The sequence below is a fragment of the Acidovorax sp. CF316 genome (genome assembly GCF_000276605.1).
Lineage (GTDB): Bacteria > Pseudomonadota > Gammaproteobacteria > Burkholderiales > Burkholderiaceae_C > Acidovorax.
Genome location: NZ_AKJX01000112.1, coordinates 16818 through 40318 on the forward strand (window position 1 = coordinate 16818; position 23501 = coordinate 40318).

General features: G+C 67.3%; 22 protein-coding genes and 1 pseudogene. 10 read left to right on the forward strand and 13 right to left on the reverse strand.

Translation table 11 applies throughout. The features are described from left to right. Nucleotides 1-14: 14 nt before the first annotated feature. Both PMI14_RS12370 and PMI14_RS12375 read right to left on the reverse strand, forming a co-directional pair. Complete coding sequence (locus tag PMI14_RS12370; RefSeq protein WP_007854764.1) at nucleotides 15-1532, reverse strand: CoA-acylating methylmalonate-semialdehyde dehydrogenase; 1518 nt, start codon at nucleotides 1530-1532, stop codon at nucleotides 15-17. A 27-nt stretch (nucleotides 1533-1559) separates the two neighbouring features. After that, nucleotides 1560-2921 carry an aspartate aminotransferase family protein gene (locus tag PMI14_RS12375; RefSeq protein WP_007854765.1) on the reverse strand — a complete coding sequence of 454 codons (1362 nt, stop codon included), beginning with the start codon at nucleotides 2919-2921 and terminating at the stop codon, nucleotides 1560-1562. Nucleotides 2922-3062: 141 nt separating this feature from the next. Between PMI14_RS12375 and PMI14_RS12380 the strand changes: the two genes are divergently transcribed. Then, a complete protein-coding gene (locus tag PMI14_RS12380) occupies nucleotides 3063-3992 on the forward strand; it encodes a LysR family transcriptional regulator (RefSeq protein WP_007854766.1) in 930 nt (309 codons plus the stop codon). A 6-nt stretch (nucleotides 3993-3998) separates the two neighbouring features. Here the strand turns inward: PMI14_RS12380 and PMI14_RS12385 are convergent, their stop codons facing one another. The 3 genes from PMI14_RS12385 to araD are packed head-to-tail and all read right to left on the reverse strand — an operon-like array spanning nucleotide 3999 to nucleotide 7500. Continuing rightward, nucleotides 3999-4973: a tripartite tricarboxylate transporter substrate binding protein gene (locus PMI14_RS12385; RefSeq protein ID WP_007854767.1), complete on the reverse strand. Its 975-nt coding sequence runs from the start codon at nucleotides 4971-4973 to the stop codon at nucleotides 3999-4001. A gap of 51 nt (nucleotides 4974-5024) precedes the next feature. After that, a complete protein-coding gene (locus tag PMI14_RS12390) occupies nucleotides 5025-5735 on the reverse strand; it encodes a ribonuclease activity regulator RraA (protein ID WP_035203550.1) in 711 nt (236 codons plus the stop codon). 25 nt (nucleotides 5736-5760) lie between these two features. Continuing rightward, nucleotides 5761-7500, reverse strand: a complete 1740-nt coding sequence (gene araD, locus PMI14_RS12395) for an L-arabinonate dehydratase (protein ID WP_007854770.1) — start codon at nucleotides 7498-7500, stop codon at nucleotides 5761-5763. Between the two features lie 78 nt (nucleotides 7501-7578). Here araD and PMI14_RS12400 point away from each other — a divergent pair, with 78 nt between their 5' ends. Beyond that, nucleotides 7579-8268: a GntR family transcriptional regulator gene (locus PMI14_RS12400; protein WP_007854771.1), complete on the forward strand. Its 690-nt coding sequence runs from the start codon at nucleotides 7579-7581 to the stop codon at nucleotides 8266-8268. Nucleotides 8269-8272: 4 nt separating this feature from the next. Here the strand turns inward: PMI14_RS12400 and PMI14_RS12405 are convergent, their stop codons facing one another. Beyond that, nucleotides 8273-9214: an AraC family transcriptional regulator gene (locus PMI14_RS12405; RefSeq protein ID WP_007854773.1), complete on the reverse strand. Its 942-nt coding sequence runs from the start codon at nucleotides 9212-9214 to the stop codon at nucleotides 8273-8275. Between the two features lie 128 nt (nucleotides 9215-9342). On the opposite strand from PMI14_RS12405, the gene PMI14_RS12410 reads away from it, so the two are divergent. Further along, nucleotides 9343-9732 carry a nuclear transport factor 2 family protein gene (locus PMI14_RS12410; protein ID WP_007854774.1) on the forward strand — a complete coding sequence of 130 codons (390 nt, stop codon included), beginning with the start codon at nucleotides 9343-9345 and terminating at the stop codon, nucleotides 9730-9732. A gap of 85 nt (nucleotides 9733-9817) precedes the next feature. Further along, nucleotides 9818-10120: a flagellar basal body protein gene (locus PMI14_RS12415; RefSeq protein WP_007854776.1), complete on the forward strand. Its 303-nt coding sequence runs from the start codon at nucleotides 9818-9820 to the stop codon at nucleotides 10118-10120. A gap of 69 nt (nucleotides 10121-10189) precedes the next feature. Here the strand turns inward: PMI14_RS12415 and PMI14_RS12420 are convergent, their stop codons facing one another. The 7 genes from PMI14_RS12420 to rpmH form a co-directional block, all read right to left on the reverse strand. Then, nucleotides 10190-11134: a hypothetical protein gene (locus PMI14_RS12420; protein WP_007854778.1), complete on the reverse strand. Its 945-nt coding sequence runs from the start codon at nucleotides 11132-11134 to the stop codon at nucleotides 10190-10192. 114 nt (nucleotides 11135-11248) lie between these two features. After that, a complete protein-coding gene (locus tag PMI14_RS12425) occupies nucleotides 11249-11740 on the reverse strand; it encodes a Crp/Fnr family transcriptional regulator (RefSeq protein WP_007854779.1) in 492 nt (163 codons plus the stop codon). Nucleotides 11741-11833: 93 nt separating this feature from the next. Next, complete coding sequence (mnmE, locus tag PMI14_RS12430; protein WP_007854780.1) at nucleotides 11834-13258, reverse strand: tRNA uridine-5-carboxymethylaminomethyl(34) synthesis GTPase MnmE; 1425 nt, start codon at nucleotides 13256-13258, stop codon at nucleotides 11834-11836. An 84-nt stretch (nucleotides 13259-13342) separates the two neighbouring features. Beyond that, nucleotides 13343-15061 (reverse strand): membrane protein insertase YidC, encoded by a 1719-nt coding sequence (gene yidC, locus PMI14_RS12435; protein WP_007854781.1) that lies wholly within the window; start codon nucleotides 15059-15061, stop codon nucleotides 13343-13345. Further along, nucleotides 15058-15354, reverse strand: a complete 297-nt coding sequence (gene yidD / locus PMI14_RS12440) for a membrane protein insertion efficiency factor YidD (RefSeq protein WP_007854782.1) — start codon at nucleotides 15352-15354, stop codon at nucleotides 15058-15060. Before yidD ends, yidC begins: the two co-directional genes overlap by 4 nt. Beyond that, a complete protein-coding gene (locus PMI14_RS12445) occupies nucleotides 15351-15950 on the reverse strand; it encodes a ribonuclease P protein component (RefSeq protein WP_007854783.1) in 600 nt (199 codons plus the stop codon). The genes yidD and PMI14_RS12445 overlap by 4 nt, the downstream gene beginning before the upstream one ends. 64 nt (nucleotides 15951-16014) lie before the next feature. Then, nucleotides 16015-16149: a 50S ribosomal protein L34 gene (rpmH, locus tag PMI14_RS12450; RefSeq protein ID WP_005798102.1), complete on the reverse strand. Its 135-nt coding sequence runs from the start codon at nucleotides 16147-16149 to the stop codon at nucleotides 16015-16017. A 311-nt stretch (nucleotides 16150-16460) separates the two neighbouring features. Between rpmH and dnaA the strand changes: the two genes are divergently transcribed. The 6 genes and pseudogenes from dnaA to PMI14_RS34860 form a co-directional block, all read left to right on the forward strand. After that, nucleotides 16461-17942: a chromosomal replication initiator protein DnaA gene (dnaA, locus tag PMI14_RS12455; protein WP_007854793.1), complete on the forward strand. Its 1482-nt coding sequence runs from the start codon at nucleotides 16461-16463 to the stop codon at nucleotides 17940-17942. Nucleotides 17943-18115: 173 nt separating this feature from the next. After that, on the forward strand, nucleotides 18116-19234 hold the full coding sequence (dnaN, locus tag PMI14_RS12460) for a DNA polymerase III subunit beta (RefSeq protein WP_007854794.1): 1119 nt from the start codon (nucleotides 18116-18118) through the stop codon (nucleotides 19232-19234). A gap of 161 nt (nucleotides 19235-19395) precedes the next feature. Next, a complete protein-coding gene (gyrB, locus tag PMI14_RS12465; protein ID WP_007854797.1) occupies nucleotides 19396-22002 on the forward strand; it encodes a DNA topoisomerase (ATP-hydrolyzing) subunit B in 2607 nt (868 codons plus the stop codon). A 161-nt stretch (nucleotides 22003-22163) separates the two neighbouring features. After that, nucleotides 22164-22658, forward strand: a complete 495-nt coding sequence (locus PMI14_RS12470; protein ID WP_007854798.1) for a DUF4124 domain-containing protein — start codon at nucleotides 22164-22166, stop codon at nucleotides 22656-22658. 24 nt (nucleotides 22659-22682) lie between these two features. Further along, nucleotides 22683-23066 carry a nucleotide pyrophosphohydrolase gene (locus tag PMI14_RS12475; RefSeq protein WP_007854799.1) on the forward strand — a complete coding sequence of 128 codons (384 nt, stop codon included), beginning with the start codon at nucleotides 22683-22685 and terminating at the stop codon, nucleotides 23064-23066. A gap of 65 nt (nucleotides 23067-23131) precedes the next feature. Then, nucleotides 23132-23376 (forward strand): annotated as a pseudogene (locus PMI14_RS34860) (hypothetical protein); the annotation flags it as partial. Nucleotides 23377-23501 lie beyond the last annotated feature (125 nt).

Here is a 23501-nt window from a genome sequence, read left to right on the forward strand (position 1 = left end):
TGGACGCCGTCGAATCAGCGGCTGCTCGGAAAGCTGAACACCGCGCCTTCGCGCACGCCGGCCGAGGGCCAGCGCTGGGTGATGGTCTTGCGCTTGGTGTAGAAGCGCACGGCATCGGGGCCGTAGGCGTGCAGGTCGCCGAACAGGCTGCGCTTCCAGCCGCCGAAGGAGTGGTAGGCCACGGGCACGGGCAGGGGCACGTTCACGCCCACCATGCCGACCTGGATGTGGTCGGTGAAGTAGCGCGCAGCCTCGCCGTCGCGCGTGAAGATGCAGGTGCCGTTGCCGTACTCGTGGTCGTCGATCAGCTTCATGGCTTCCTGCAGCGTCTTCACGCGCACCACGCCGAGCACGGGGCCGAAGATCTCTTCCTGGTAGATCTTCATGCCGGGCTTGACGTTGTCGAACAGGCAGGCACCGAGGAAGTAGCCGTCCTCATGGCCGGGCACCGTCACGCCGCGGCCGTCGACCACCAGCGTGGCACCCTCGGCCACACCGCTGTCGACATAGGCCTTGACCTTCTCGAAGTGGGGCTTGGTCACCAGCGGACCCATGTCGTTGCCGTTGTCGGTACCGGGGCCGACCTTCATCTTGGCGATTTCGACCTTGAGGCCTGCCACGACGGCATCACCGGCCTCGTCACCCACGGCCACCACCAGCGGGATGGCCATGCAGCGCTCGCCGCAGCTGCCGTAGGCGGCGCCCATGAGCGCGCTCACGGCGTTGCCGATGTCGGCGTCGGGCATCACGATGGCGTGGTTCTTGGCGCCGCCCAGGGCCTGCACGCGCTTGCCGTGCTTGCAGCCTTCGGAATAGATGTACTCGGCGATGGGGGTGGAGCCGACGAAGCTCACGGCCTTGACGCGCGCGTCCTGCAGCAGCGTGTCCACGGCCAGCTTGTCGCCGTTGACCACGTTGAGCACGCCCGGGGGCAGGCCGGCCTCCAGCGCCAGCTGGGCGATGAACAGGGTGCTCGTGGGATCGCGCTCGGAGGGCTTGAGCACGAAGGTGTTGCCGCAGGCGACGGCCATGGGCCACATCCACAGCGGCACCATGGCCGGGAAGTTGAAGGGCGTGATGCCCGCCGCCACGCCCAGTGCCTGGAACTCGCTCCACGAGTCGATGCCGGGGCCGACGTTGCGGCTGTGCTCGCCCTTGAGCAGCTCGGGCGCGTAGCTTGCGTACTCCACGTTCTCGATGCCGCGCTGCAGTTCGCCGTGCGCGTCGCTGAGCACCTTGCCGTGCTCGGCCGTGATCATCGCGGCGATCTTGTCGGCGTTCTCTTCGAGCAGCACCTTGAGCTTGCCCATGACGCGGGCGCGCTTGAGCGGCGGCGTGTTGCGCCAGGCCGGGAAGGCAGCCTCGGCCGAGGCGATGGCGCGCTCCACCGTGGCCTTGCTGGCCAGGGCGACGTTGGTGGTGGACTGGCCCGTGGCCGGGTTGAAGACCGGCTGCGTGCGCTCGGTATCGGCAACGATCTGGCCGTCGATCAGGTGGCCGACGGTGGTGGTGACGCTCTTGTCGTGGTTCATGGCAAAGGAATGGCTAAAAAATGGAACTCAGGCGGTTTCCGCCAGGGCGTCGCCCAGGGCGTTCACGAGGCGGTCGATCTCGGCCTTCTCGCTGATGAAGGGCGGTGCCAGCTGGATGGTGTCGCCACCGTAGCGCACGTAGAAGCCCTTCTTCCAGCAGTTCATCGCGATCTCGTAGGGGCGGCGTGCCGGCTCGCCGGGCAGCGCGGCGATGGTGATGCCCGCTGCCAGGCCGTAGTTGCGGATATCGAGCACATGCTTGCTGCCCTGGAGGCTGTGCACGGCCTGCTCGAAGTGCGGGGTCAGCGCGTTCACGCGGCCGATGGCGTCTTCGCTCTGCAGCAGGTCCAGCGCGGCGATGCCGGCGGCGCAGGCCACGGGGTGGGCCGAGTAGGTGTAGCCGTGCGGAAACTCGAGCATGTACTCAGGGCCGCCCGCGGCCATGAAGGTGTCGTAGATGTCCTTGCTGGCCACCACGCCGCCCAGGGGCTGCGCGCCATTGGTGACCTGCTTGGCGAAGTTCAGGATGTCGGGTGTCACGCCGAAGGCCTCGGCACCGGTCCAGGCGCCGGCCCGGCCGAAGGCGGTGATCACCTCGTCGAAGATCAGCAGGATGTTGTTCTGCGTGCAGATCTCGCGCAGGCGCTGCAGGTAGCCCACGGGCGGGATCACCACGCCGGCCGAGCCCGAGAAGGGCTCGACGATCACGGCCGCGATGTTCGAGGCATCGTGCAGTGCGATCACGTCCAGCAGGCGGTCGGCCAGTTCCTTGCCCGTGGGCGGCATGCCCTTGTGGAAGGAGCCAGCGGCCGGCTGGGTGTGGGGCAGGTGGTCGGCTTCGACGCCCTGGCCGAAGAGCTTGCGGTTGGCCGCGATGCCGCCCACCGAGATGCCACCGAAGTTCACGCCGTGGTAGCCCTTTTCGCGACCGATCAGGCGCGTCTTGCTGGCCTGGCCCTTGGCGCGCCAGTAGGCGCGCGCCATCTTCAGCGAGGTGTCGGCCGCTTCCGAGCCCGAACCCGTGAAGAACACGTAGTCCAGGCCGTCCGGGGTGATGGCCTTGATGCGGTTGGCCAGCTCGAACGAGAGCGGGTGGCCGAACTGGAAGGCCGGCGCATAGTCGAGCTTGAGCGCCTGCTTGCCCACGGCCTCGGCGATCTCGCGGCGGCCATGGCCCAGGCCGGTGCACCACAGGCCCGACAGGCCGTCGAAGATCTTGCGGCCATCAGAGTCGGTGTAGTAGGCACCGCTGCCTTCCACGATCATGCGCGGAGCCGCCTTGAACTGGCGGTTGGCGGTGTAGGGCATCCAGTGGGCGTCGAGCCAGGCGGCGTCCAGGCGGTCACCGCCAGCGTCGGAAGCGGGTTTTTCGATGTTGACGAAACTCATGGGAATCTCCAGTGCAAGGCAGCCGCGCAGGGCCGGGCGAAAAGCAGGTTTCAGGCGGATTGTTGTCGCCGGTGTTAATCTCTCAAATAGTGCAATATCAATGTTTACTTGCGCGTTTATGCAAGTAACAACCGGACCGCCATGAACACCAAGAACCGCGCCGTGCTCGGCCAGCTCAGCGACATGGACCTGCGCCTCTTGCAGGTGTTCAAGGCCGTGGCCGAGTGCGGCGGCATGTCGGCCGCGGAGCTGGAGCTGAACATCGGCACCAGCACCGTGAGCCGCCACGTCAAGGACCTGGAGACCCGCCTGGGCCTGACCCTGTGCCGGCGCGGCCGGGCAGGCTTCGCCCTCACGCCCGAGGGGCAGCGCGTCTACGACGAGACGCTGCGCCTGCTGGCCTCGGTGGAGGGCTTTCGCAATGCGGTGGACGACATCCATGCGCGCATGGGCGGGCAGCTCGCAGTGGCCGTGTTCGACAAGACCGCCACCAACCCGGCCGCGCGCATCGGCCAGGCCATCGCCGCGTTTGCGCAGCAGGCGCCCGACGTGCACCTGCAGATGCACGTGGGCACCATCAATGCCATCGAGCGCGGGGTCATCGACGGCACCTTCCAGGTCGGCATCATCCCGGCGCACCGCGCCTCGCAAAGCCTGCTGTACACCGACCTGTTCACCGAGACCATGCTGCTGTACTGCGGCGCAGGCCACCCGCTGTTCGGCGTCGACGACACTTCGCTCGACTGGGAGGCGCTGCGCCACCAGCCCTTCGCGGGCCTCGGTTACCACTCGCCCAACATGGAGCTGAGCCACCAGGCACGCCTGTCGCGCACGGCCACGGGCTTCGACCAGGAGTCGATCGCCACGCTGATCCTCTCGGGCCGCTACCTGGGCTTTCTGCCCGACCACTATGCCGAGGTCTACGAGCGCCGTGGCCTGATGCAGGCCGTGCAGCCGGCGCTGCTGCGCTACAGCTGCCAGTTCGTGGGCCTGCTGCGGCGCTCGCCCGAACCCTCGCGCGCGGCCCAGGCCTTCCAGCAGTGCCTGGCACAGGCCCACGGCGTGGGTTGAGCCCCCTCAGTCCGGCTGGGCACCGGATTTCTTGACCAGCTCCGCCCAGCGCGGAATCTCGCGCGCCATGTGGGCGGCCAGCTCCTCGGGCGTGCTGGCCACGATGTCCATGCCCAGCTGGTCGTGCAGCTTGGCCTGCACGTCGGGCAGCCTGAGGGCCTTGGTGATCTCGGCGTTCAGGCGCTGCACCACGGCCCGGGGCGTGCCCTTGGGCGCATAGACCGCCTGCCAGGACGACATCTCGAAGCCCGGCACGCCGGCCTCGGCCATGGTGGGCAGCTCGGGCGCCAGGGTGATGCGCTTGCCCGTGGTCACCGCCAGCAGCTTCACGCGGCCGGCCTTGGCCAGGGGCAGGGCCGCCGTCATCTGGTCGAACATGAAGGCCACCTGGCCGGCCGCCACGTCGGTCAGCGCCGGGGGCGTGCCCTTGTAGGGTATGTGCGTGAGCTTCACGCCGATCAGGTCGCCGAACAGCTCGCCCGCCAGGTGGGTGGAGGTGCCCGAACCCGAGGAGGCGAACATGCGCTTGCTCGGGTCTTTCTTGAGCAGCTCGACCAGTTCGGCCACCGAGTTCACGCCCAGCGCGGGGTTGATGATGAGCACATTGGGCAGGGTGGCCACCAGCGCCACCGGCTCGAAGTCGCGCACCGGCTGGTACGCGAGGTTCTTGTACAGGCTGGCGTTGATGGCGTGGGTGCTGATGGTGCCGCCGAACAGGGTGTAGCCGTCGGGCGCGGCCTTGGCCACATAGGCCGCGCCGATGCCACCGGCCTGGCCCGGCTTGTTCTCCACCACCACCGACTGCTTGAGGGCCTCCTGCAGCTTGCTGGCCAGCACCCGGCCGATGGTGTCGGTGGAACCCCCGGGCGTGAAGGGCACCACGTAGGTGATGGGCTTGGCGGCTGGCCAGTCCTGCGCGGCAGCCATCGGGGGCAAGGCAGCCAGCGCCAGCACGGTCGCGCAGTGGATGAGGAATCGCATGGTGGTTTGTCTCCGGGTGTCGTTATGGGGGAAGCAATGCGGCGAAGGGTGTCAACGCCCGTGGGCCTGCCGCCAGGCGGCAAACTCGCCGGGCGTGGCCGGGTCGGTGGGCGGGTACAGGCCCAGGATGGAACGGCCCTGCAGCACCTGCGCGGTCACGAAGTCCTCGAAGGCCGTCATCTCCGTGGCCTCGGCGGCGATCTCGTCGGCCAGGTGGGCGGGGATCACCACCACGCCCTCGCCGTCGCCCACCAGCACGTCGCCCGGGAACACGGCCACGTCGGCGCAGGCGATGGGCACGTTGATGTCCAGCGCCTGGTGCAGGGTGAGGTTGGTGGGCGCCGAGGGCCGCTGGTGGTAGGCCGGCATGGACAGCGTCGCGATCTCGGGCGTGTCGCGAAAGCCGCCGTCCGTCACCAGGCCGGCCACGCCGCGCTGCATGAGGCGCGTGGCCAGGATGGAGCCGGCCGAGGCGGCGCGCGCGTCCTTGCGGCTGTCGATCACCAGCACAGCGCCCGGCGGGCATTCCTCCACGGCCTTGCGCTGGGGGTGGTCGCGGTCCTGGAACACGCTGATCGGGTTCAGGTCCTCGCGCGCCGGGATGTAGCGCAGCGTGAAAGCCTCGCCCACCATGTTGGCGCGGCCGCCGCGCAGGGGGTGCACGTCCTGCAGGAACTGGTTGCGCAGTCCGCGCTTGAACAGCGCAGTGCACAGGGTGGCAGTGCTGACGTGGGCCAGCAGTTCGCGGGTGGAGGGGTTCAGTGGCATGTCGGCGGCAGGTTGGTGGTCAGAAGATGTCGGGCTCGGGCACGGGCGCGCCGAAGCCGGTTTCGAGGAAGTCGAAGTCGCAGCCCTGGTCGGCCTGCAGGATGTGGCGGCTGAACATCCAGCCGTATCCGCGCTGAAAGCGCGCGGGCGGCGGCGTCCACTCGGCACGGCGGCGCGCCAGCTCGGCGTCGTCCACCTCCATGTGGATGCGGCGCGCGGGCACGTCCACGGTGATCAGGTCGCCGGTGCGCACCAGCGCCAGGGGCCCGCCGATGTAGGCCTCGGGCGCGGCGTGCAGGATGCAGGCGCCGTAGCTGGTGCCGCTCATGCGCGCGTCGGACAGGCGCAGCATGTCGCGCACGCCCTGCTTCACGAGCTTGGCCGGTAAGGGCAGCATGCCCCACTCGGGCATGCCCGGCCCGCCCTGGGGGCCGGCGTTGCGCAGCACCAGGATGTGGCCGGGCGTGACGTCCAGGTCCGGGTCGTCCACGGCGGCCTTCATGCTCGGGTAGTCGTCGAACACCAGCGCCGGGCCGGTGTGCTGCTGCAGGTGAGGGGCGCAGGCGCTGGGCTTGATCACCGCGCCATCGGGCGCCAGGTTGCCGCGCAGCACGGCCAGTGCGCCCTCGGCGTAGATGGGGTTGGACAGCGGACGGATCACGTCGTCGTTGAACACGGCCGCGCCCTCGATGTTCTCGCCCAGCGTGCGGCCGGTGACGGTGTGCGCGCCCAGGTGCAGCAGCTGCGGCATGCGCGACATCAGGCCCGGCAGGCCGCCGGCGTAATAGAAGTCCTCCATCAGGTAGGTGTCGCCGCTGGGCCGCACATTGGCCAGCACCGGCACCACGCGGCTGGCGGCGTCGAAGTCGTCCAGCGTCACGGCGCAGTGCGCACCCGCACGGCGCGACATGGCCACCAGGTGCACGATGGCGTTGGTCGAGCAGCCCACCGCCATGGCGATGCGGATGCCGTTGAGGAAGGACTCGCGGCTGAGCAGCCGTGCGGGCGTGAGGTCGTTCCAGACCATGTCGACGATGCGCCGGCCGCTCTCGGCACTCATGCGCACATGGTTGGCGTCGGGTGCAGGGATGGACGAGGCGCCGGGCAGGCTCATGCCGATGGCCTCGGCAATCGCCGTCATGGTGCTGGCCGTGCCCATGGTCATGCAGGTGCCGTGGCTGCGCGCGATGCCGGCCTCCACGCCCTGCCACTGCTCCTGGCTCAGGTTGCCGGCGCGCCGCTCGTCCCAGAGCTTCCAGGCGTCCGAGCCCGAGCCCAGCACCTGCCCGTTGTAGTTGCCGCGCAGCATGGGGCCGGCGGGCACGAAGATGGCGGGCAGCCCGGCGCTCATGGCGCCCATCAGCAGGCCGGGCCCGGTCTTGTCGCAACCGCCCATCAGTACCGCGCCGTCGACCGGGTGGCTGCGCAGCAGCTCCTCGGTCTCCATGGCCAGCATGTTGCGGTAGAGCATGGTGGTGGGCTTGACGAAGGCCTCGGCCAGCGAGATGGCCGGCAACTCGATGGGAAAGCCGCCCGCCTGCAGCACGCCGCGCTTGACGTCCTCCACCCGCTGACGGAAGTGGCCGTGGCAGGGGTTGATGTCCGACCAGGTGTTGACGATGGCGATGATGGGCTTGCCCACCCAGTCCTCGGGCGCATAGCCCATCTGCAGGATGCGCGAGCGGTGGCCGAAGGAGCGCAGGTCGTCGGGCGCGAACCAGCGCGCACTGCGCAGGGAATCAGGGGTGCGTCGTGTCATGTGGCGCATTAAAGCACTAGTATATTAGTGCGTCAACACAACACGGTGCGACAATCCGGGCGCCATGAACCCGACCCTATGAACGTGAGAGAAAAAGTCCGCCTCGACCGCTCGCGCCATGCGGCGCCCCAGGTCTTCGACCGGCTGCGCGAGGCCATCGTCTCGCTCGACCTGGCGCCCGGCACCGTGCTGGCGCGGGCCGAGCTGGCCGAGCAGTTCGGCATCAGCCAGACGCCCGTGCGCGACGCCCTGCTGCGCCTGGGCGAAGAGGGGCTGGTGGACATTTTTCCGCAGCACGCCACGGTGGTCAGCCGCATCGACATCGAGGCCGCGCGCCAGGCGCACTACCTGCGCCGCTCCCTCGAACTGGAGGTGGTGCGCACCCTGGCCCTGGCACCCGACGACACCGTGCTGGCCCGCCTGCGTGCCCAGGTGGCGGCCATGGCCGCCGTGGTGGGCCCGGCCCACTACCGCGAGTTCGTCGAGGCCGACCAGGGCTTTCACCAGCGCATGTACGAGGCCGCCGGCGTGGCCGGCCTGTGGGACCTGGTGCGCCGCCGCTCCGGCCATGTGGACCGCTTGCGCCGCCTGCACCTGCCCACCGCCGGCAAGACCGAGGCCGTGCTGGCCGACCACCGGCGCATCGTGGACGCCATTGCGGCCGGCGACGCCCCGGCCGCGCAGGACGCGCTGCGCCAGCACCTGTCGGGCACGCTGAGCCAGGTCGACGAGATCTGCGCGCGCCACCCGGACTACGTGCAGGTCTGAATCCTCACCCTGCGTTGACCTCCGGGAGTGCCGCCACCTGCTGGCGGCGGAACTCGGCCGGGGTGCAGCCCGCCTCCCGCCGGAAGAACTTGCTGAAATGGGTCGCCTCGTCGAAGCCCAGGCGCTCGGCAATGCGTGCCACGGGCACGCCGGTGTGCAGCAGCAGGCGCTTGGCCTCCAGACAGAGGCGCGCGGCGATGAAGGCCTTGGCGCTCATGCCGGCCGCGGCACTGGTGGCACGCGCCAGGCTCTTTTGCGTGCAGCCCAGCGGGCCGGCGTAATCCGCCACCTGGTGCCACTGGGCAAAACGCTGCTCCAGCAGTTGCCGAAAGCGCTCGAAGCGCAGCAGCGCGCGGTGGTTCGCGGGCTCCCGCTGGCCGCGCTGGCCGTGGGCAATGGCCAGCCGCGCGAGCAGGGCATAGAGCTGGTAGCGCAGCAGCGCGTGCAGTTCCTGCGCCGGCGCAGTGGCCGCCGCGTCCGTGCGCATCAGCACCATCGCATCCGCCACCGTGCGGGCCTCGCCGTCGCCCAGCGCCAGGTGCACGGGAAACCGCTCCAGCCCGACCACCAGGCGCAGATCGCTGGCTGCCGCAGCGCCGGCCGCCAGCAGGAACTCCGGGCGCAGCAGCATGACCCAGCCTTCCCAGTCCTGCGCCGTCCCGAAGTGGTGGGCCTGGCCGGGCCGGATGGCCAGCAGCGACCCGGGCGCGCAGGGCACGGGCTCGAAGTCGATCACCTGCGTGCAGCTTCCGCGGGTGACCAGCACCAGCATGTGGAAGGCGTAGCGGTGGGTGCGCAGGACCTCGCCCTCCGGCCCGCGCTGGCGCAGGTCGGACATCGGGAAGACCTCCAGGTCCAGCCCGTAGGTCCCGGGCGGCCGGTAGTCGAAGCGTTCGATGTCGGTGTTGGCGTCGGTGCGGGTGCGGCCGGTCTTCTTCGGGGCCATCGCTTTCCTTGGCGTGGGTAGTTGGCCCATTTTGTCCGATAAGTGTCTTTCTCCGGCTGCTGGCTGCCGTGCTTTGCTGCACCCCGAGTCCAATAATTGCCTGATCTTCAACACCTCCAGAGAGCCCCATGACCCCCATCGACATCGCCAGGAACTACATCCGTGCCGCCCAGACCGGCGACCAGGCCCTGCTGGCCGCCACCGTGTCGCCGTCCGTGGTCTGGCACCAGCCCGGCGCCAACCGCTTCTCGGGCACGCACCGGGGCCTGGCCGCCGTGGGGGCGATGATCGGGGGCATGATGGAGGTGTCCCAGGGCAGCTTTGCCATCACCGAGGCCAGCCACTACATGGAGAACGGCGACTGGGTCGCCGTCAGCATCCGCTTTGGCGGCGAGCGCGAGGGCGCCCGCCTGGACCAGGCGGGCGTGGACCTGCTGCGCATCGCGGACGGCCAGGTCGTCGAGGTGTTTCTCTTCTCCAGCGACCCGGCGCAGGAAGACCGCTTCTGGGGCCAGTGACCCTGCCGGCAGGATGGGCGGTCTCGCCCAAAACCCGGCAGCGCCGGATAATCCGGCCATCCCCCTCCACCGCGAGCACTCCACCATGGCCTCCATTTCCTCGATCGGCGCCTCTGGCATGCAGGCAGCCCAGTTGCGCCTGGATGCCTCGGCCAACAACGTGGCCAACATGAACACGCCGCGCTACAAGAGCGAGGTGGTGGAGCAGCAGGCCGCACCGGGTGGAGCCGGCGTGACCGGCACCGTGCGCCGCAGCCAGGAAGAGGGCGTGGCACTGGAGAAGGAGGCCGTGGAGCAGATGTCGGCCACCTACGCCTTCAAGGCCAGCCTGCAGGTGGTGAAGACCCAGGACCAGATGATGGGCTCTTTGCTCGACGTCAAAGCCTGAGCACCCCAGCGGTGTGCCATGAAAAAGGCGGCCCCTGGGGCCGCCTTTGTTTTTGGCGCCCTGCGCGCTCTAGCGCAGCTCGCCGTACTGCGTACTGCTCAGGTCCGGGCCGCGCTCTTCGGCACCGGGCATTTCCGTGTCCTCGAAGCCCGTTGCATTGGCTGGCCGGGGGCGGATGGGGCCCGAGCGCACCGGGGCACCGCCCGGGCGTGCCGGGGTGACGGGCACGGGGTTGGTGCCTGCGGCATCGGCCAGGGCGCGCTTGAAGGCCGCCACTTCATCGGCCTCGATGGGCTCGAAACGCGGCACCGGGCGGGTGGCTTCGTAGTCCACCGGCGTGGGCGAGCGCGGTGCGGCCGTTCCCGTCAGCGGAGCCGGGGCGGTGGCCACGGGCGCGGCGGCGCGCAGCGGTGCCGGGCGCGAGATCGGGGCGGACGGCGTGGCCGTGAGCGGGGCCGGGGCCGACACTGGAGGCAGCGGGCGCCGCACGGCGGCGGCAGCGGCCGGGGCCTGCGTGCCCACGGGCAGGGCGGCACCCAGCGGGGCAATGCCCTTTTGCGGAATGCCCACCGCCACATGGTCATTGATGCGCCAGTAGACGGCGGTCACCAGGATGTCGTAGCGCGTCTTGGCGGTCTGGGCGATCAGCGCCTCGATCTCCGACAGGCGCACCGTCTCGCCGCCGTACTCGCGCGCCAAGTCCATCATCACCAGGAACTGGCGGCCGCGCTGGTCCAGCGACAGCACCTTGAACTTGTAGCTGGCCGAGAGCACGCCGGCGCGCACCATGGCGTCGCGCACCACGGTGTACAGCAGCTCGCGGCGCTCCATGCGCTCGTTCTTGCGGTTGGCGGCGTGCTCGGGCGGCAGCGCGTCGACCAGGGGTTTGCCCTGGCGGCCGGCAGCCAGGGGCACCGTGGCATCGGCGTTGAGCAGGCCCGAAGGCTCCGATGCCGCATTGGGCCGGGGCTTGGGCGGTACCGGTTTGCGGCTGAACCAGCTGAACAGTGACATGGCTTGCTTTCCTCGGAGTACACCTGCAGTGGGTTGTCCGATTCGAGTGTACCGCGAGCCCTGCACCCCCAACGATGCCGCCGGTACCGAAAGCGGTGCCGGCCGACAGCGGTGTCAGGTCGCCGCAACGCGCCGGCGGCGATTGCCCAGGCGCTTGGCCAGCACCGAGCCAGCCGCCATGGCCAGGCCCAAGGCAATGGCGGGCTGCCGGTTGGTCAACTCGGTGAAACGGATGGCCGTCAGGCTCCACAGCTTGCAAGGCCCGGTGGCCTGCACCGTGGCGCTGCGCGACCGGTGCGAAAAGAACGCCCCTTCGCCGAGCACGGAGCCGGGGCCCACGATGGCCAGGCGCAGGCGCTCCTTCTCGTCCTGGAAGTGCACGCTCAGGCTGCCGCTCTCCACGAAATACAGGGTGCGGTCGCTGGTACCCTGGGTGAACAGCACATGCCCCGTGGGCAGGATGCAGGGCAGCAGGTAGGAAGCGACGGTGTCCCACTGCGCAGGGGTCAGCGGGTTGGTCATGCTGTCGTCGGCGCTGGCCTGGGCGATGGCATCGATCAGGCCCTGCAGATCGGCTTTGGTGGCAGCGGGGGATAGAACGTTCATGGTTGTTCTTAAAGTAACCCTGTTACAGGTTGCGCACAAGCGCTGTTTACGTCCGTTTACAACAAAAGCGCCCAGCCAGGTGGCTCCCGCGGGCTACTTGCCGATGCAAAAGCTCGAAAAAATCACGCCCAGCAGGTCATCGGACGTGAACTCCCCCGTAATGGCCCCCAGCGCGTTCTGCGCCAGGCGCAATTCTTCGGCCAGGATGTCAAGGGCCGGGGCCCGCGCCTGTAACTGCATGTGCGCTTCATCGAGGTGCGCGGCCACTGCCTGCAGCGCCTGCACATGGCGGGCGCGGGCGATGTACACGCCCTCGGGCGCCGACTGCCAGCCGGCAACCTCCAGCAGCGTGCGGCGCAGGTCTTCCAGGCCCGTTCCCATGCGCGCCGACAGCTGCACCGAGCGGCCCGGGCCCTGCAGCCGGGCGGCCGCGGCCTGGTCCACGCAGTCGATCTTGTTCCAGACATCGATCACCGGCACCGACGCCGGCAGGCGCTGCGCCATGTCGGCAGCGATGGCCGCATCGCTCTCGGCATAGGCAGCCGTGTGCGCACGCGACAGGTCGTGCAAGAACAGCACCGCATCGGCCCCTGCGATCTCGTCCCAGGCGCGGGCGATGCCGATGCGCTCCACCTCGTCCTCGCTGTCGCGCAGGCCAGCGGTGTCGATCACGTGCAGCGGCACGCCCTCGATCTGGATGGTCTGCTGCACCTTGTCGCGCGTGGTGCCGGCAATCGGGGTCACGATGGCCAGCTCCGCCCCCGCCAGCGCGTTGAGCAGCGAGCTCTTGCCCGCATTGGGCTGGCCGGCGATCACTACCTTGATGCCCTCGCGCAGCAGCGCGCCCTGCTGCGCGCGCTGGCGCACACGCGCCAAAGTCCCCTGCAGCCGGTCGAGCTGGCCTTGGGCATCGGCCTGCTTCAAGAAGTCGATGTCCTCCTCGGGGAAGTCCAGCGTCGCCTCCACCAGCATGCGCAGGTGGATCAGCGCGTCGCGCAGCGCATGGATCTCGCTGGAGAAGGCGCCCGTGAGCGAGCGGCTCGCGCTGCGCGCCGCCGCCGAGGTGGAGGCGTCGATCAAATCGGCGATCGCCTCGGCCTGCGCCAGGTCGATCTTGTCGTTGAGGAAGGCGCGCTCGGTGAACTCCCCGGGCTCGGCCACGCGCAGCCCGGACAGCACGGCAGGGCCGCCCTCGTTCTGCGCCGCAGCCGCCGCCTCCAGGCAGCGCGCCACCAAGAGCTGCAGCACCACCGGCCCGCCATGGGCCTGCAGCTCGAGCACGTCCTCGCCCGTATAGGAATGCGGCGCCGGAAAGTACAGCGCCAGCCCCTGGTCGATGGCCTGGCCCTCGGCATCGCGAAACGGCAGGTAGTGCGCCTCGCGCGGGCGCAGGTCACGCCCGCACAGGGCCTGCACCAGCGGCGCGATGCCCTTGCCGGATACGCGCACGATGCCCACGGCGCCGCGCCCCGGGGCAGTGGCAATGGCAACGATGGGGTCGGCGTGGCGGGCGAGCATAGGGGGTGACTTTACAGGGCAGGGCGTTCAATGAAAAAAGGCCGCTTGCGCGGCCTTTCGGGGAATTCAGCGATCAGGCAATGATCACTTGAACTTGGGCAGGTTGAACTGCGGGGGCACGCCCATGCGGGTGTTGATGAGCCACTGCTGCGCGATCGACAGGATGTTGTTCGTCAGCCAGTACAGCACCAGGCCGGCCGGGAAGAAGAAGAACATCACGCTGAAGATCAGCGGCATGAACCACATCATCTTGGCCTGCAGCGGGTCTGGTGGCGCGGGGTTCAGCGCCGTCTGCAGCAGCGAGCTGACCGTCATCAACAGCGGCAGGATGAAGAACGGATCCGGTGCCGAGAGGTCGTGGATCCACAGGATCCACGGCGCGTTGCGCATTTCCACGCTGGACAGCAGTACCCAGTACAGGGCGATGAACACCGGGATCTGGATCATGATGGGGAAGCAGCCACCCATGGGGTTGACCTTTTCCTCGCGGTAAATGCGCATCATCTCCTGCTGCATCTGCTGCGGCTTGTCCTTCAGGCGCTCGCGCATCTCCATGATCTTGGGGTTGATGGCCTTCATCTTGGCCATGCTCGCGTAGGCCTTGGCGTTGAGCCAGTAGAAGGCGATCTTGAGCAGCAGCACCAGCGCCACGATGGCCCAGCCCCAGTTGCCCAGGATCTTGTGCAGCTGGTCCAGCAGCCAGTACAGCGGCTTGGACAGGATGGTCAGCCAGCCATAGTCCTTGACCAGCTCCAGGCCGGGGCTCAGAGCTTCCAGCGTCTTCTCGACCTGGGGGCCGGCGAACAGGCGCGCGTCCACGGTCTTGCTGGCACCGGGGGCGATGGCGCCCAACTGGGTGATCATGCCCACCGAGTACAGGTTGGTGTCCACCTTGCGCATGAACAGGTTGCGCGGGATGTCGTTGCCCAGCAGCCAGGCTGTGGCGAAGTAGTGCTGCACCATGGCCACGTAGCCATTGGTGGAATCCTTCTGGATGTCGACCTTGCCGGCCTCGATGTCCTTGAACTCGACCTTCTGGTACTTCTTGGCCTCGGTGTAGACCGCAGGGCCGGTGAAGGTGGAGTAGAACGACGACTCGCCTGGCGGCTTGTTGCCGTCGCGCACCAGCTGCAGGTACAGCTCGGGCGACACGGGGGCCGTGCCGGTGTTCACCACTTCGTGCTTCACGGCGATGTCGTAGGCGCCGCGCTTGACGGTCCAGGTCTTCACCAGCTTCACGCCGCCCTGCTCGGGCGACTCGAAGCGGATGGACAGCTCGTCCTGCCCGTCCTTGAGTTCGCGCGGGCCGGCCACGGCCGTCATCAGCGTCTTGTGCGTGGGGAAGGCGCCGCCGATCAGGCCGGTCTGCGCCACGTACACGCGGTTCGCGCTCTCGTCCAGCAGCAGGAAGTTCTTGCCGCTCTTGTCGCCGATGTCGGCATGCTTGAGCAGTTCGGCATGCGTCAGCGAGCCGCCTTCGCTGTCGAAGGTGAGGCGGTAGACGTCGGTCGTCACCTGCACGCGCTCACGCGTGGCAGGCGCTGCCGTGGGAGCCGGCTGGCCAGGCACGGCCGCTGCGCCCTGGGCCGATGCGGTGGCGGGCGCCGACGCATTGGTGCTGGAAGGCACGCTCGCAGCGCCGGCCGAAGCCGAGGCGGTGCCCGCAGGCGCAGGCGCTGCCACGGGGGCTGCGGTGGGGAAAAAGGTGGCCTTGTTGCCGTTGTGCAACTGCCACTTGTCCCACAGCAGAACCATGGAAAAGCCAAAAATCACCCACAGTATGGTGCGGCGAATGTCGTTCATGAAGACTTCTTTGGTGAGGATGTTGGAGTGGTGGACGACGCAGTGAAGCGCGAAAAAAGCCGCATGCTGCGCGGCAGCTCCTGCGGGACCGGGTCATGGCCCCCGTCACACCAGGGGTGGCAGCGTACCAGCCTGCGCACCGTGAGATAACTGCCAGCCGCCGCGCCATGCTGCTCCAGCGCCTGCAGCGAATAGACGGAGCAGGTCGGCTCGAAGCGGCAGGCCGAGCCCAGCCAGGGGCTCAGGAACAGGCGGTAGCCCTTGACCACCCCGATGAGCAGCGCACGCATCATGGCGCAACCGCCGACACCCGCGGCGCGCTGGGGCTTTTGTCGCTTCTGCTACCGCCCTGGCCCTTGCCGCCGCCTTTGCCCGCTTCGCCACCGGCGCCCGGGGCCTGGCCCGAGCGCTTGGCCGCGTAGCCGAACAGCTGCAGCAGCTCGGCCCGCACCGCCGCCTTGAGCTGGTCGGACGTGGCGCTGATGAACTGCTTGCGGTCGAAGGTGCTGCGCAGGCGCACCACGTGGGCGGCCTGGGGCAGGCGCGCCTCGAACGTGGCGCCCACCGTGTAGATCTGCCGCTTGATGGTGTTGCGCGTGACCGCGCGGCGCGCCCAGCGCTTGGGCACCATGGCACCCAGCCAGACGTCGTCGGAAACGCCGAACAGGGCCTGCGGCGAGGTGCCGGGCCCTGGGGAGGATACCGTTGCAGCGGGCTGCGCGGCGGTTGCCGTGGCGGGTTCGCCGGGCGCAACGACAACGGCACCGCCAGTCGTGGCAGTGCCGTCGGCGCCCAGCACCAGGCGGTGCAGCGCAAAATGGGCGGTACGGGAAACGGTGCCCCCCGCCATGGCGGCCTGGAACTGCGGACGGGTTTTCAGCCGTTGCATGCAAGCGCCCCCGTTTGGTACCTGACGGTGCAAACCGGGGTGCAGGCCCAGGACCTTGCCGGCCTTAGACGGCCAGGCGCTTGCGGCCCTTGGCGCGGCGTGCGTTGATGACAGCGCGGCCGCCGCGGGTCTTCATGCGGACGAGGAAACCGTGGGTGCGGGCGCGGCGGGTCTTGGAGGGCTGGTAAGTACGTTTCATGGTGCTCTATTCCTTGAGGTTCAGTTCCGGACTGCTGCGCAGAAATAACGGCACGCCCGGTCAAATCGCCCTGAACACATTCAGGGAAACCCAAAATTATCGCAGGCTTGTGCCCCGCTGGCAATGCCCGCGGCAGGGAAGACCCTGTGGCGCGCTGGAATCAGGGGTTCAAAATGCCGTTTCCGACCCCCTCGCAAGGGGTCCGAGCCCATTGGAGAAACCGGCCTTTCAAATTGTGGATAACTCCTTGACAAGCTACAATACCCGGCCCAGCACCGTTCCTCCTATCCACAAAAAGAATCACCCGATAAATGACCGAGGAACCCTCCAGCAGCTCCGCATCCAACCCCGGGGCCGACGCAGGCCAGGGCCTGTGGCAGGCCTGCCTAGAACAACTGGCGCAAGACCTGCCAGAGCAACAGTTCAACACCTGGATCAAGCCCCTCGTGGCGCAGGTGACCGAAGACTTCTCCAAGGTCACGCTGTTCGTCGCCAACCGCTTCAAGCTCGACTGGATCCGGGCCCAGTACGCCAAGCGCATCTCGCTGCTGCTCGAAGACCTGTACGGCCAGCCCGTCACACTGGAGTTAGCACTCGCTCAGCGCGAAGCCGTTACCCGCACTTACGTGCGCCCTAACGCAGCGGGCACGCAGACCCCGGTTTCGCACAACGACCAGCAGGGCCAGGGGCAGGGCAGCAGCAACAACAACAACAGCAACTCCGGCAACGGCAACAGCGGCAGCAGCACCCCCGACGAATCGGCCGGCGCCTTCCGCAACCGCCTGAACGCCGGCCTCACCTTCGAGACCCTGGTCGAGGGCACGGCCAACCGCATGGCGCGCTCGGCCGCCATGCACGTGGCGGGCATGCCCGGCCACCTGTACAACCCGCTGTTCATCTACGGCGGCGTGGGCCTGGGCAAGACCCACCTGGTGCACGCTGTGGGCAACCGCCTGCTGGCCGACAAGACCGACGCCAAAGTTCTCTACATCCACGCCGAGCAATTCGTGTCGGATGTGGTTAAGGCCTACCAGCGCCGCACCTTCGACGAGTTCAAGGAGCGCTACCACTCGCTGGACCTGCTGCTCATCGACGACGTGCAGTTCTTTGCGAACAAGGACCGCACTCAGGAAGAATTCTTCAACGCCTTCGAAGCCCTGCTGGCCAAGAAGAGCCACATCGTGATGACCAGCGACACCTACCCCAAGGGCCTGGCCAACATCCACGAGCGGCTGGTTTCGCGCTTCGACTCGGGCCTCACCGTGGCCATCGAGCCGCCCGAGCTCGAGATGCGCGTGGCCATCCTGATCAACAAGGCCCGCGTGGAAGGCACCGAGATGCCCGAGGAAGTCGCCTTCTTCGTGGCCAAGAACGTGCGCTCCAACGTGCGCGAGCTCGAAGGCGCGCTGCGCAAGATCCTGGCGTACTCGCGCTTCAACCAGAAGGAAATCTCCATCCAGCTGGCCCGCGAGGCGCTGCGCGACCTGCTGTCCATCCAGAACCGCCAGATCTCGGTGGAAAACATCCAGAAGACCGTTGCCGACTACTACAAGATCAAGGTGGCGGACATGTACAGCAAGAAGCGCCCGGCCAGCATTGCCCGCCCGCGCCAGATCGCCATGTACCTGGCCAAGGAGCTCACGCAAAAGAGCCTGCCCGAGATCGGCGAACTATTCGGCGGGCGCGACCACACCACGGTGCTGCACGCGGTGCGCAAGATTTCGGGCGAGCGCCAGCAGCTGACCGAGCTGAACCAGCAGCTGCACGTGCTGGAACAGACGTTGAAGGGCTGAGCCACCGTGCGTTCTCCCCTGGCCTTTGATGTAAGAACTTGTTCGGCGCCACACTGCCAAATAGAACACGTCCTTACAAGGCAAAATGGGGGGTTTAGGGGCAGCAGGGGGGCACAACCCGTGCCGCTGCCCGCACCGTTCCAAAAAAGATCCACAAGCAAGGGGTTGATGACATGATCGTCCTGAAGGCAACACAAGACAAGGTACTCGCGGTTCTGCAATCGGTGGCTGGCATCGTGGAGCGCCGCCACACCTTGCCCATCCTGGCCAACGTACTGATCCGCAAGACCGGCAACGCGCTGCAGCTGACGACCAGCGACCTCGAAATCCAGATCCGCACCACGGCCGAACTGGGGGGCGACACGGGCGACTTCACCACCACCGTGGGTGCGCGCAAGCTCATCGACATCCTGCGCACCATGCCCAGCGACCAGACGGTGAGCCTCGAATCCGCCCAGTCCAAGCTGATCCTGAAGGGCGGCAAGAGCCGCTTCACCCTGCAAAGCCTGCCTGCCGAGGACTTCCCGCTGGTGCAGGAGTCGGCCGCCTTCGGCCCCGTGTTCGCCGTGCCGCAAAAGACCCTCAAGGACCTGCTGGGCCAGGTGTCGTTTGCCATGGCGGTGCAGGACATCCGCTACTACCTCAACGGCATTTTGTTCGTGGCCGAGGGCAAGCAACTGAGCCTGGTGGCCACCGACGGCCACCGCCTGGCCTTTGCCAGCGCCACACTGGATGTGGAAGTGCCCAAGCAGGAAGTCATCCTGCCGCGCAAGACCGTGATCGAGCTGCAGCGCCTGCTGTCCGACGCCGGCGGCGAGAACCAGCCCCACATCGAGATGCAGTTCGCCAACAACCAGGCCAAGTTCACCTTTGGCGGCATGGAGTTCGTGACCAAGCTGGTCGAGGGCAAGTTCCCCGACTACAACCGCGTCATCCCCAAGAACCACAAGAACAGCATCACCCTGGGCCGCGCCCCGCTGCTGGCCAGCCTGCAGCGCACGGCCATCATGACCAGCGACAAGTTCAAGGGCGTGCGCCTGAACCTGGAGCCCGGCACCCTGCGCGTGGCGTCCAACAACGCCGAGCAGGAAGAGGCCGTGGACGAGCTCGACATCGACTACGGTGGCGACACCATCGAGATCGGCTTCAACGTGACCTACCTGATCGACGCCCTGGCCAACATGGGCCAGGACATGGTGAAGGTGGAGCTCTCGGACGGCAACAGCTCCGCGCTCTTGACCATCCCCGACAACGAAAGCTTCAAGTACGTGGTGATGCCGATGCGCATCTAGCCCTGCGCCGTGCCCTTGTCGCCTTGCGCGCCGGGCACCCCGCACGAGCTATTGATTTGATAGCTGCTCGCCCCCATATGATGGGGACCAGAGCCCTATTTGAACCTTATTGACAGACACATCGGAGGCCCCCCGGGCCTCCACGGATCCCAAGGCCCACCATGACCGCTGACAACAACCTGCCCGAGCCAGAACCCACCGGCACTGGTGAGCCCGTTCCGCACAAGATCGACACCAACCAGGCCGGCGCCAGCGAAAGCTACGGCGAAGGCTCCATCACCATCCTCGAAGGCCTGGAGGCCGTGCGCAAGCGCCCCGGCATGTACATCGGCGACACGAGCGACGGCACCGGCCTGCACCACCTGGTGTTCGAGGTGGTCGACAACTCCATCGACGAGGCCCTGGCCGGCCACTGCGACGACATCGTCGTCACCATCCACTCCGACAACTCCATCAGCGTGACCGACAACGGCCGCGGCATACCCACCGGGGTGAAGATGGACGACAAGCACGAGCCCAAGCGCAGCGCTGCCGAGATCGCGCTGACCGAGCTGCACGCCGGCGGCAAGTTCAACCAGAACAGCTACAAGGTATCGGGCGGCCTGCACGGCGTGGGCGTGAGCTGCGTGAACGCCCTCTCCAAGTGGCTGCGCCTGACCGTGCGCCGCGAAGGCAAGGTGCACCAGATCGAGTTTGCGCGCGGCTTCGTGCAAGACCGCCTGCTCGACACCGTGGACGGCTTCGAAGTGAGCCCCATGAAGGTGACCGGCGAGACCGAAAAGCGCGGCACCGAAGTGCACTTCTTGCCCGACACCGAGATCTTCAAAGAGAACAACGACTACCACTACGAGATCCTGGCCAAGCGCCTGCGTGAGCTCTCCTTTTTGAACAACGGCGTGCGCATTCGTTTGAAGGACGAGCGCAGCGGCAAGGAAGACGACTTCTCGGGCGCCGGCGGCGTGCGCGGTTTCGTCGAGTTCATCAACAAGGGCAAGACGGTACTGCACCCCAACTCGTTCTACGCCGCAGGCGAGCGCCCGGCCGAAAGCTACGGCGGCATCCCCGGCACGCACATCGGCGTGGAAGTGGCCATGCAGTGGAACAGCGCCTACAGCGAGCAGGTGCTGTGCTTCACCAACAACATCCCCCAGCGGGACGGTGGCACCCACCTGACCGGCCTGCGCGCCGCGATGACCCGCGTCATCAACAAGTACATCGAAGAAAACGAGTTCGCCAAGAAGGCCAAGGTCGAAGTCACCGGCGACGACATGCGCGAAGGCCTGTGCTGCGTGTTGAGCGTGAAGGTGCCCGAGCCCAAGTTCAGCAGCCAGACCAAGGACAAGCTGGTATCGAGCGAAGTGCGCGCCCCCGTGGAAGACATCGTGGGCAAGCTGCTCACCGACTACCTGCAGGAGCGCCCGGCCGACGCCAAGATCATCTGCGGCAAGATCGTGGAGGCCGCCCGCGCCCGCGAAGCCGCCCGCAAGGCCCGCGAAATGACCCGCCGCAAGGGCGTGCTCGACGGCATGGGCCTGCCAGGCAAGCTGGCCGACTGCCAGGAAAAAGACCCCGCCCTGTGCGAAATCTACATCGTCGAGGGTGACTCCGCCGGTGGCTCTGCCAAGCAGGGCCGCGACCGCAAGTTCCAGGCCATCTTGCCGCTGCGCGGCAAGATCCTGAACGTGGAAAAGGCCCGCTACGAAAAGCTGCTGACCAGCAACGAAATCCTGACGCTGATCACCGCTCTGGGCACCGGCATCGGCAAGGCCGGCGGCACCACCGGCGGCGATGACTTCGACGTGGCCAAGCTGCGCTACCACCGCATCATCATCATGACCGATGCCGACGTCGACGGCGCCCACATCCGCACCCTGCTGCTCACCTTCTTCTACCGCCAGATGCCCGAGCTGGTGGAGCGCGGCCACATCTACATTGCCCAGCCACCGCTGTACAAGGTGAAGGCCGGCAAGGAAGAGCTGTACCTGAAGGACGCGCCCGCGCTCGACGGCTTTTTGCTGCGCATTGCGCTCAACCACGCCAGCGTGAGCACCGGCGGCGCCAACCCGCAGGTGCTGACCGGCGAGACCCTGGGCGAACTGGCGCGCAAGCACCAGGTGGCCGAGAGCGTGATTGCCCGCCTCAGCAACTTCATGGACGCCGAAGCCCTGCGCGCCGTGGCCGACGGCGTGAGCCTGAAGCTCGACACGGTGGCCGAGGCCGAAACCAGCGCCATGGCCCTGCAGGCCAAGCTGCGCGAGCTGAACACCACCGGCGCCCCCGCCGAAGTGGCCGGCGAGTTCGACGCCCGCACCGACAAGCCCCTGCTGCGCATCAGCCGCCGCCACCACGGCAACATCAAGAGCAGCGTCATCACGCAAGACTTTGTGCACGGCGCCGACTACCAGGCCCTGGCCGAAGCCGCCGAAACCTTCCGCGGCCTGCTGGGCGAGGGCGCCAAGGCCCTGCGCGGCGAGGGCGAGAAGCAGAAGGAAGAAAAGGTCGGCGACTTCCGCCAGGCCATGAAGTGGCTCATCAGCGAAGCCGAGCGCAGCACCAGCCGCCAGCGCTACAAGGGCCTGGGCGAAATGAACCCCGAGCAGCTGTGGGAAACCACCATGGACCCCAACGTGCGCCGCCTGCTGCGCGTGCAGATCGACGACGCCATCGAGGCCGACCGCGTGTTCACCATGCTCATGGGCGACGAGGTGGAGCCGCGCCGCGACTTCATCGAGACCAACGCGCTGCGCGCGGGCAACATCGATGTTTGATAGTTGGCTGGTTGGTTAGATATCCGACCAGCACCCATCCATCAAGCACCGCTTGAACCGAAGACGCCCGGCCCATGCCGGGCGTTGTTCTTTCTGGTGCTGTAATAGGCCCGTCTCGACCTTGTTGGCCACCCCCATCATTCGACCCGTCACGCCACGCCATGCCCAAGCCACTCACCACCATCGCTGCCGCTGTCGCCGCACTGGCACTGACCGCCGCCGCCGCACCGTCTGCATGGGCGCAAACGTACAAGTGCACCCAGCCTGACGGCAAGACCGCCTTCCAGGACCAGCCCTGCCACATGAGCGGCGGCACCGGGGGCAGCGTGCACATCAAGGTCACCCCGCCCTCCAGCGACCCCCTTCCGCCCAGTGCGCCGCCAGCGCGGCAGCGCTCGCCTTACGCAAGCAGCACAGGCGCGGGCAGCACGCAACAAACCGCCGACGCCCAGGCCGCCCAACAAGCGCGCCAGCAGGCCGAGGCGTACAACCGCTCATCGCGCTGCAATACCGCGCGCCGCAACCTGGGCACCCTCAAGACAGCGCGCCCCGTGTTCCAGTACGACAACAAGGGCGACAAGCAGTACCTGGAAGACAGCAAGCGCCAATCGGAAATGGCTGCGGCACAGCGTGACGTGGCGGAGAACTGCCGCTAGCGCGGAGATTGGCGATTACTCGACATGTCCCAAGACCCCACCACAGCCCCAGCAACCCCAGCCACATCGCTCCAGCAACTGGCCCTGCGCCTGCAGGAGTTTGCGCAGCAGCGCGACTGGGGCCAGTTCCATTCGCCCAAGAATTTGGCCTCGGCCCTGATCGTGGAGGCCGGCGAGCTGCTGGAGCACTTTCAGTGGCTGACCGAGGAGCAGAGCCGCAACCTCTCGGCCGACAAGAAGCAGGCCGTTGCGCATGAGATGGCGGATGTGCTGCTGTACCTGGTACAGATGGCGACGGCGCTGGATGTGGATCTGATCGAGGCTGCGAATGCCAAGGTGGTGATCAACGAACAGAAATACCCCACGGGTCAAGCGCGGGGCAACAACCGCAAGTACAGCGAGTTGTAGTCAGCGCTTGTAGTGGAGATTACAAGCGCAACAATCGCTGCAACACCGCACGCCAGACCGTGAAGTGGCTCTTCATCGAAGCCGAGCGCGGCACCAGCCGCCAGCGCTACAAGGGCCTGAGCGAGATGAACCCCGAGCAGCTGTGGAAAACCATTATGGACCCCAACGTGCGCCGCCTGCTGCACGTGTAGATCGACGACGCCATCGAGGCCGTCCGCGTGTTCACTATGCTCATGGGCGATGAGGTGGAGCCGCGGCGGGACGTCATTGAGACGAACGCGCTGCGCGCGCTGGCAACATCGGCGTGTAAGCCGTTAGGTTCTCATTGATCTTGTCAAATGCATAGAAAGTGCAAACTTTGCCAAGTTAGTGCAAAAGTGCTGCCAGAGAGAAGACAAAAAGGCGCTCATCCAGAGCGCCTTTTTTCATTCTTCA